8 protein-coding genes and 1 pseudogene are annotated in these 8,560 nt (G+C 63.9%); 5 read left to right on the top strand and 4 right to left on the bottom strand.

The annotated features are described in order from the left end of the window. Window positions 1–89: 89 nt before the first annotated feature. The 4 genes and pseudogenes from ACIA8C_RS09685 to ACIA8C_RS09670 form a co-directional block, all read left to right on the top strand. A pseudogene (locus ACIA8C_RS09685) lies at window positions 90–530 on the top strand (dihydrofolate reductase family protein); the annotation flags it as partial. 373 nt (window positions 531–903) lie between these two features. Further along, entirely contained in the window at window positions 904–2,508 is a 1,605-nt protein-coding gene (locus tag ACIA8C_RS09680) for a hypothetical protein (RefSeq protein WP_397132805.1), read from the top strand. Continuing rightward, window positions 2,508–3,563 carry a hypothetical protein gene (locus ACIA8C_RS09675; protein ID WP_397132803.1) on the top strand — a complete coding sequence of 352 codons (1,056 nt, stop codon included), beginning with the start codon at window positions 2,508–2,510 and terminating at the stop codon, window positions 3,561–3,563. The genes ACIA8C_RS09680 and ACIA8C_RS09675 overlap by 1 nt, the downstream gene beginning before the upstream one ends. Window positions 3,564–3,600: 37 nt before the next feature. After that, window positions 3,601–4,227 (top strand): hypothetical protein, encoded by a 627-nt coding sequence (locus ACIA8C_RS09670; protein WP_397132801.1) that lies wholly within the window; start codon window positions 3,601–3,603, stop codon window positions 4,225–4,227. Window positions 4,228–4,305: 78 nt separating this feature from the next. On the opposite strand, the gene ACIA8C_RS09665 is transcribed toward ACIA8C_RS09670, so the two are convergent. The 3 genes from ACIA8C_RS09665 to ACIA8C_RS09655 all read right to left on the bottom strand — a co-directional run bounded on the left by ACIA8C_RS09665 (window position 4,306) and on the right by ACIA8C_RS09655 (window position 5,453). After that, entirely contained in the window at window positions 4,306–4,542 is a 237-nt protein-coding gene (locus ACIA8C_RS09665) for a hypothetical protein (RefSeq protein ID WP_397132799.1), read from the bottom strand. A gap of 96 nt (window positions 4,543–4,638) precedes the next feature. Then, entirely contained in the window at window positions 4,639–5,061 is a 423-nt protein-coding gene (locus ACIA8C_RS09660) for a VOC family protein (RefSeq protein WP_397132797.1), read from the bottom strand. Between the two features lie 113 nt (window positions 5,062–5,174). Next, window positions 5,175–5,453 (bottom strand): DoxX family protein, encoded by a 279-nt coding sequence (locus ACIA8C_RS09655; protein WP_397132795.1) that lies wholly within the window; start codon window positions 5,451–5,453, stop codon window positions 5,175–5,177. 1,038 nt (window positions 5,454–6,491) lie between these two features. Here ACIA8C_RS09655 and ACIA8C_RS09650 point away from each other — a divergent pair. Further along, complete coding sequence (locus ACIA8C_RS09650; protein ID WP_397132793.1) at window positions 6,492–7,136, top strand: MspA family porin; 645 nt, start codon at window positions 6,492–6,494, stop codon at window positions 7,134–7,136. Window positions 7,137–7,252: 116 nt separating this feature from the next. Here ACIA8C_RS09650 and ACIA8C_RS09645 read toward each other — a convergent pair whose 3' ends face one another. Then, complete coding sequence (locus ACIA8C_RS09645) at window positions 7,253–8,269, bottom strand: alpha/beta hydrolase family esterase (protein ID WP_397132791.1); 1,017 nt, start codon at window positions 8,267–8,269, stop codon at window positions 7,253–7,255. Window positions 8,270–8,560 lie beyond the last annotated feature (291 nt).

Raw genomic sequence — 8,560 nt, 5'->3', positions numbered from 1 at the left:
GTTGAGATGGAGACCGCCCACTACTGTCAACACCCAGCCCAGCAACCCGCTGAGCTGTCACACCCGTAAGTCTCCGGACTCACCGGGGGGATTCACTGCTGCTGGGCCGGCGGACCAGTGAGTGGTTCGCGGACCGGATGACAGCGCGCGATGTAGCGGAAGGCCGCGTGAGCCCCGAGTGGGCGAACAGAGTGCGAAGCCTCCCCAAGTACGTCGTGTCGTCGACTCTGGAAGGTCCTCAATGGAGCAACGTCACCGTCCTGGGCGGCGATGTGGCGCAAGAGGTTTCGGAGCTGAAGCGGAAAGTGGACGGGGAAATCCTGGTCTACGGCAGCTATCAGCTAGTGCGGACGCTGATAGAACAAAACCTGGCCGATGAACTGCGGCTGGTGATTTTCCCGGTCGTACTGGGATCAGGCCTGCGTATCTTCGACGAGCCCGGCCCCAAGAAGCCACTGCACCTGGTCGAAACCCGCAAGTTGGGCAACAGCCTGATGTTCTACAACTACGAATTCGCGCAAGGTTCATAGAAATCCGCACTCGGTCTCGGGAGCACTCGCTCTGGGGCCCTATAGCGAGTCCCGAGTGGCGGTGCGGATTCGGCGTAGCAGGATCCGCACCGCGGAGGTGGGCGCGTGGTTGGGTTCGCCGATCTCTCACCGTCGAGTTCTGTCTGTGTTCACCACGAGAACGGGAAGCTTCGTTTGGTACTTACGTACCGAAATACATCCGGTACGCAGCCGTGTACCACGCGACCGCGTAGTCGGTCCTCGATACCTGTTTCACTCACCGGACCAGCGCAAACACTCGGGTAAACGGCTACGCACGCCTCGGCGGATATACCAGGCGACTGTTATCCATCGAGTCGCCGACCAGGGGGGCTCCTGACGAAGGAGGGAAGTCGTGGCAGATATCGAGGGACTTGGCGCGCTGCAGAAAGCGTTGCTGTCCGCAGTAGATCAGGTGGGGGCGGTAGTTTCGGAAGCCCTGCAAAATAATCCCGGAACGGTGTTTCTGTATCAAAAGCCCGGTCTCACCGTCGATCCGCGGCGATACCTGAATCCGTGGACGCCGGAGGGCGACATCTACGCGCTGATGGACGATTCAGGGCACATCGAAACGGGCACCGGCGCCACCCCCGGCAAACCGGGAACACCGGACCCGAGACTGGCGGCGTCATACGCCGCCGCCGCGGCCACCGCGGAGCTGGTCGATGACCATCTCGCGCTCGGCTCGACCTTCGCGGCGAAATCGCTCGGCAAGGCCTCCGACGCTTGGAAGATCGTGCAGCAGGCCATCACTGGCGATATGCCGACGCCGCCGTCGAAGGAGGTCCAGGACAAGATCAATCAGGCAAAGCAGCTGCTGTACGTGAGCGGCATCTACGGCAAATACACCCCTGGCTATCAGGGCTACCTGAATGCGGTGAGCGCGCTGCGGGCCGCACGCCGGAACAAGGCCGACGCGTTCTATAAAGCCATGGCCGACCCGGCTCTCGGTCAGGCGTGGGCCGTCGACGGCGGCTCCTTCGACGATGCGATCCATCAGGCCGAAACCGATGTCGCCGGTGCGGACCACACAGATGCCGGGATGGCGTATTCGGAGGCGAGCGACTTCCTGTACTCGCAGGGCACAAGCATCATCGACGCCGCGGTCACCGGCGTCAAAGACCGCTGGGCCACCTACGGCGAGCTCTCCCTCCCGATCGGCAAATTCCCGCTGACCGTCCTGGACCCGCCGTCGTGGTGCGACGTGACCGACGACAGTTTCGGCGCACTGGAGATATCGGTCAGCAACGACAGCTACGACAGCGCCTCGGCCAGTGGGTTCACCAACTCCTCGACGTCGTACTACAACGACTCCGGATCCTCCAACGGTGGGGGCGTCGGCTTGGTGTGGGGTCCGTTCAGCGCGACCGGCGGCCTCGACAGCACGAGCGCAAACTACTTCAACTCACAGTCGGCCGCGAGCGCGTCCAGCGACGGGCGCTGGGACCACTCGCAGTCCGCATCGATTACCGGTGAGTACTTCGTGGTGAATGTCCAGCGACCGTGGATGTTCGAGGAGATCTTCCGGATCAAGAGCGGCTGGTCCGTCAAGGACAAGCCGGTGAACTACATCAGCGACGGCACCAACACCGTGGCCAACAACGACAACTGGCTGCCCTCGGTGGTGGTCCAGATGCTGGTGGCCCGCAATCTCGTTGTCTACTGCGACGATTGGGGCGACGCCGGTACCCACTTCGCCAACTATGCGGAGTCGTCGAGCAACAGCAGTCACACGGATTCGACGAGCTTCGGCGGTTCGGTCGGCATCTTCGGCCTCGGCGGCACCTACCACCACAACGACTGGCATGCCGACGGCCAGTTCTTCGCCAACGACGACGGCCATCAGAGCTGGGGTTACCACAAGGACGAAAAGGGCGGCCGCCTCGTCATGCACGGCACCCAGATCATCGGCTGGCTGGTGCGCGTGGTTCCGGCCTCCCCGCCCAAAGCGAGCAGCTGATGGGCCACAGCATCAACGAAATCGGCCAGTTGCTGGTGTCGGATCTGGCCACGGCGTATGGCATCGCCGCGGCACCCGATAAGGCTATGGCTTTCTTCCAGGGCGTTCCGGTGGACGACAAGATCGTCCAGAACGGCAAACTCAACCAGTTACGGTTGGGGTTGTGGTTGGCCGGATTCGATACAACGCTGATCCTGACCCCGGCGACGGCCGCCATCACGCCGCCGCCGGGCGGCGCGAGCGCCACCGGCTGGTATCGGGCGATCGTCGCCGACGCGCAACCGGTCGACGCGAACAGTCTTGCGGGCCAGCAGTTATCGAAAAGGCTGAACAATGATCGCTCACTGCTCGCAGAGGCGAACATCGATCAGCCGCTGACCTGTGAGCCGCCGGACTGGCCGATACCGGATGCGCCCTACTGGCAGAGCTGGAGTTCCGCATCGCACACCGCGTCGACGACAGCGGCACCGAACAAGGCGCTGGTTGCCGGTAACGATTGGGCGATCCACACCGCGGCCGAGTCCACCGCGAGCGGGGGACCGGGCGATAACAGTGCGATGCTCATGTTCCGCCCGATCGACGGCACCCCGATCATCCCGCCCGAGTGGGGCGGTCGAGGCGACGACGAGCGGTGGGATCTTCAGAATGTCGATAGCGGAACCGACACCACCACAACGACATCCACTGATATCACGATCCGGTTCGACTACACGCTGGTCTACCTGACTCGGCGTGCGGCGGGCACCGAGTGGTGGGACGACGTGCTGCTGAACGATCCCGCCTGGTATTTGCCCGGTTATGAGGCAGGCACCTTGCTGGGCCGGGGGTCGGGCGGCGCCGTACCCGTCCTGCCCTATGCCCTGGTGCTCGCCAAGAACGCCGTCGTGACCGGTACCTGGGACAACCAGCAGAACACCACCCGCGTTGGGCCACTGCGGGTCTCGGCCACCGGAGGCGGCGATTCGGTCGCGATCGGCTGGCAGGGCATGCAGGCGATCGCGCTGCTCGCCGACGTGCTACCCGACCTGCCGCCCGAGGACGACCCGGCGGCATAACGAAATCCATTGCTATCCAACAGATAAGGAGGTACTGGTGATGACTGTCGAATTCGGCGACCACGCCTGGTACTGGAACGACATGGTCTCGATGAACAAGAAAATCCCTCGGGCGGAATGGTTTCCGGGCAGCAACCCGAGCGATCCGACCGACTATCAAGACCACGGCAGCGAGATCTACAACTACGTGTTCTACGACAACGATGTAATCCTGCGCGGACAGCCGCACCTGCGTCGTGGTGCGGGCAGCTACGCCTGGCTGAACAACAACCCGGGCAACCTGACCGGGGTGGTGGGCGGCACCGATTACGGTCAGTATCCGGGAAAGTTCAACTGGCACAACTTCTTGATCTTCCCGGACTACGACACTGGATTCCTGGCCATCGGCCTGTTCCTGCAGGGGCCTGCGTACGTGAATCTGTCCATCCAGGCGGCCTTCCGCAAGTACGCCCCCGCCTCGGACGGCAACGACCCGGACACCTATGCCGATGATGTCGCCACGGCGGCGGGCGTCGACGTGTCCACGCCGATCAGCGAGCTCACCGCGGAGCAGATGTCGTTGATGCAGAACAAGATCGCCCAAATCGAGGGCGCGGTACCGGGCGACAGCTTCTCCTACGGCTCAGACGATCTGCCCGACGCGATCAAACAGCTGATCGCCTGAGCGGCACCCGCGCTGTGGCGACTCCCGATTCGCCACAGCGCGGGGACCCGCTCCCCTCCTGCGCGGTCGAAGATTTGATCAGGAATGCGCTGAATGCGCGCCGGTGTGCACTGCGCCACCGTCAGCCTTCGCTACCAGCCCGTACTCGATCGCCGTCGCATCCGGTGTGGCCGAAAAACCCTGCGCCGATGCCGGTTCGGTGGCCCGCGCTTCCATGTGGATCACGCCGTTGTCGGCGGCAGCCGGTCCCGCCGCGATCACGACTCCTGCCGCGATCGCCCCGGCGAACACCGCGCCCGCGATTATTTGTTTCATGGTTTCTCCCGTGGTCGAACACTCCCTCGTAACACGTTCCTGGCATGATCCGGGTTCAATCGACCTGGTATGACCTGGAATTGGGCGGCCCGTTGGTCAGTGCCGCGGGTTAGTGATGTTGAACATCCAGCTGATCCCGAATCGGTCGACCAGCGATCCCGCTTCGTCGCCCCACACTTGCTTTGCCAGGGGCAGCGTTACGGTGCCGCCGACCGACAGCTGCTCGAAGTAGTCGCGGAGTTCGTGGTCGTCACCACCGAGGAAGACCGCGACGTTGTTGCCCGGCCGGTACGCCGGGTGACCCGGCCGGTCATCCGGAAAGTCCCATGCCATCAGCGTGTACCCGGCGGCCGTATCGAGCCGAGCGTGCATGACCTTGTCATCGTCGGCCGAGCCCGGTGCGCCGAAGTCCGCGACAGTTCCCACCTCAAGATCGCCACCGAACACCTCTCGGTAGAACTCCATCGCCTGCCGCGCGTTGCCCTTGAACGTGATGCACGGGTTGGCGTGAGATCCCATCAGAATGCTCCTCTGTTAGCGCGACCATCGGCCTGCCCGATGGTCGCTCCGGTCACCCTTCCAAATAATCACGACACCTTGTGTCGTGATTATCGGGAAGACCTTCTTTATGTCTATGGTGCGCAGAGGGATTCGTGGAGTGCACGGTCTGGTCGTCTGCGCGTAAGGACTTTTGCGCGACTTCGCCGAGCCGTCGAGTCAGAACTCGAGCTCAGGCGAGAAGAGCATCGAGACCGAGCACGACTGACGTCGCGATCGAGAACGCGAGAAAGGCCACGGCTCCCAGCATGTTCCGGTCCCCCGCTGCGGATGTGGGCGACGATCGCGCCGCCCAAGTAGAGCACCAGCCCGATCGCGGCAGCGATCGCGAACGCAGGCGCACGGAGAAGCACTCGTCGACTTCCAAGAATCGACAGCCGCCAACCCGACGCCCTAGATTCCCGACACCCCACACACCCCGCCGCTGTCGGTCGCCGGGTTGAACGGCTGGTCGTTTAGGGTGGCGTTCGGGCCGTCCCCTCCTAGCGGCCCGAACGCCGTGGATCGGCATCGTTGCCGTCCGTCACCACGTCGTTGTGGCGGTGGGCCGGGGAGATGGGGTAGCTGGTCCGCCTCTGGCGAGTCGGTCGGCTACCTCGATGACTGCGGCCGCGCCCTTTCGGGTTGAGCGGTCCGCGGCAATCGCGAAATCTCCTGTGGCACCGATCCGGTCGACCGCGCCCCAGACATTCATTACGAATCTCCATCGGACTGCGGTGTTCAGCCGGTGCGGCCCGATATAAAGCTAGCTGCGGCGACGGCTGTCGAGCGAGCTGCCTGCCGCGCCAGGAGAGCGGAAGACGCTGGTAGAGCGGCCTTTCGAGGTTATCCGGTCCGGCGGCCTGTCACGTTTGATGACGCGGCGCGTGCTCTGCGATGTTGCCTGTTGAGCGCTGTTCTTGTCCGCACCGGACGGCCTGACCGCATATTTCGGCGGGAGCACGGGACAGGGTGCGTTCGTCGGCGCGGAATGGGTGGTTTCGGCTGATCGGGTGTCTGTAGGCCGGTCTGCCTCGCGCCCAAATGTCTTGTGATGCTCGCTCATTGGGAATGCCCATCCCGTCTTCGGAGCCGCCTCGGGCGTTCGCCGCATATCCTGTCCGGTCCGGACGAGAATATGCACTGAACTGGGCCGATACCGAAAACCTCACGGCGAGTAGATAACCGGGCCGAACGGGCGGCCGAACCGTCTCGCGCAACGTTGCCGCCGGACCGGACAACTCACCGCGGCCCCGCTACCAGTGGTTTCGCAGTAGCTCAACGAGCAAGGAACTCGGCTGACCATAGGGCGCCGTCCTACGTTTCTGCCGGGTCGAAAACGTCCCGAGAGACACCGCGGTCGTCAGCGATTCGTTCGACAGCGCGGAGCACGAAAAGTTCGGGAGGAACGTATGAAAATCGTATCGGCACTCGCTACCGCCGTCACCATCGCCGGGATCGGCCTGGCGGCCGCACCGTTTGCCAACGCGGGCCCGATGGCGCCGCACGAGAAGACCTATAACGGCCCGGAAGGGGTCGAATTCACTGTCGGTCATAGTGATGAGGCGTTCAATCCGATCGCGCCGCAGAACGGCATGCCGACCAACCGGGAGGTCTTCGTCGACGACACCTTCTATGGCCGGGTCGACTCGCGCTCGGCGGGCACACTGAAGGCGGGCTACCTCGTCTCCTGCGCGGTCGATGTGACTGCCGGCGTCAAACTCGAGGGTACGGCCGGTCTCGACGCCTCGATCAAGGTAGGGGTCAGCGGTAGCGGCGATTCCAGCTCACCGTCCGCGAGCGCGAGTATCGGGCCGAGCTTCCACGTCGGAGCAAGCGTCACCCTTGCGATCGCACCCGGCGAGATCAAGGACATCCCGGCAGGCACGAAGGACATCGCACCGGGGCACACCGGATATCTGATCAGTCGCGACTTCCATGTCCTTGTCAAGAATTGCGGCGGCCCGCTGACCATCGTGTCCTACTCGATCATCGAGGCGAAATCGGCCGAGGTCACCGGCACCCAAGCGGTTTACGGAGACCCGATTTTCTTGTAGGCCAGCAACATTCGGGCAGCGATGCGGTGCGACACCGCATCGCTGCCCGGATTAACGTTCCAAACTCCTTCGGCACCCGCAGAACGTGGCTTACGGGCGTCGGTGAAGCGCCGGAGTCACTGCGGCGAAAGTTGGTATTGCAGTAAGAAATCGATTGTCTGGCGAGCGGCTCCTGTTGCGTTGCCGATGAGTTCGTGGCCGCCGCCCTCGATGGTGAGCAGCTGCACCTGCGCGGTGCCGAATTGATAGGCCTCGAGAGTGCGCCCATCGGTGAATTCGTTGTCGGGGTCGGCATTCTGGTGCTGGATCGATATCGGGTGGGGTGGTGATGGGGTGTTGTCGAGGGCGAGTTGGTCGGTGCCGAGCCATTGTCCGAGTGCCAATCTGCCGATCAGGGGGGAACTTTTCGGATCGGTGGCGTCTTCGACGAGGAATACCGGCAGCGGGCGGGCGCGCGGGCCCATCTCCTGGAAGGCGGCCTGGCCGGTGAGGTCGGTGCCGAAGCGGTAGGCGCCGCCGCACCATGGGCTGATCGCGGCATAGAGATCGGGGTAGGCCGCCCCCATAGTTGTGGTCATGAGCGCGCCGGCGGAGTGTCCGGCAAGGTAGGTGCGGTGCGGATCCAAGGTGAACTGGGCGCGCACAGCCTCGGTGATCCCGGCGATGATGGCGGGTTCACCGGAGTCGCGGTGCTGATCGGCGTCGTTCATGAAGTTCCAGCAGCCGAGGGGATTCGCCGATGGCGCCTGGATGGGAAACACCATCACCAACTTTTGCTCCCGTGCCAGTGCGATGAGATGGTCATCGGCGGGATCGGGGCGCAGTGCGGCCACCTGCTCTTCGTCGGTGACGCCGTAGCGCATGCAGCCGTGCAGCCACACCAGCAACGGTCGCCCGGCGATATCACCGGGCGGGGTGTAGACGTAGTAGTGGCGGGTGCCCGCGGCGCTGCTGTACTCGGCCTCGGTGACGGTGCCCTGCTCGTCGGCGTGTGCGGGAGTTCCGCCGAGCAGTGTCGCCGCAACGAAGGCGGCGACCGTGGCTGTGCGCACTCGTCGCGTCAGGCGAGCGGCCCGGTTCGGGCCGGGAGTTCGTTGCGCCGCTCCGGGCTGCCGCGCGCCCGGTGTGATCATGCTGCGCGATTCCGCTTGCGGGACAGCGTAATGATCCGATGCTGATCCGTGAGCCACGTGCTGGTAAAGGCGTGGACGACGAGCGCGGCCGCTTTCGGACTGTGCACGCGGACCATCGTGTGGATACGGCTGGTCTGCGTCCGGCAGATGCGGGCGCCGATTTTCTTGTGGCATCAAGTTCCCCTCCGATTACTTCATCAGCTGTCATTCCGAGCACGACAGGGTTGCTTCCAAAGCTGGGAAATTCACATCCCGGCGCGCCCCCGACCTGGATCCAGCAGCGGCACCAGC

It is taken from the genome of Nocardia sp. NPDC051321 (assembly GCF_044455225.1).
Taxonomy (GTDB): domain Bacteria; phylum Actinomycetota; class Actinomycetes; order Mycobacteriales; family Mycobacteriaceae; genus Nocardia.
Note: the sequence above shows the minus strand (reverse complement) of the source record. Positions and strands in the feature narration are given on the sequence as shown.

Bases quoted from the DNA above. Each gene is read 5' to 3' on its own strand.
- ACIA8C_RS09660 (WP_397132797.1), bottom strand. From the start codon at position 5,061: ATGGGATCTCACGCCAACCCGTGCATCACGTTCAAGGGCAACGCGCGG.
- ACIA8C_RS09675 (WP_397132803.1), top strand. From the start codon at position 2,508: ATGGGCCACAGCATCAACGAAATCGGCCAGTTGCTGGTGTCGGATCTG.
- ACIA8C_RS09665 (WP_397132799.1), bottom strand. From the start codon at position 4,542: ATGAAACAAATAATCGCGGGCGCGGTGTTCGCCGGGGCGATCGCGGCA.
- ACIA8C_RS09645 (WP_397132791.1), bottom strand. From the start codon at position 8,269: ATGATCACACCGGGCGCGCGGCAGCCCGGAGCGGCGCAACGAACTCCC.
- ACIA8C_RS09650 (WP_397132793.1), top strand. From the start codon at position 6,492: ATGAAAATCGTATCGGCACTCGCTACCGCCGTCACCATCGCCGGGATC.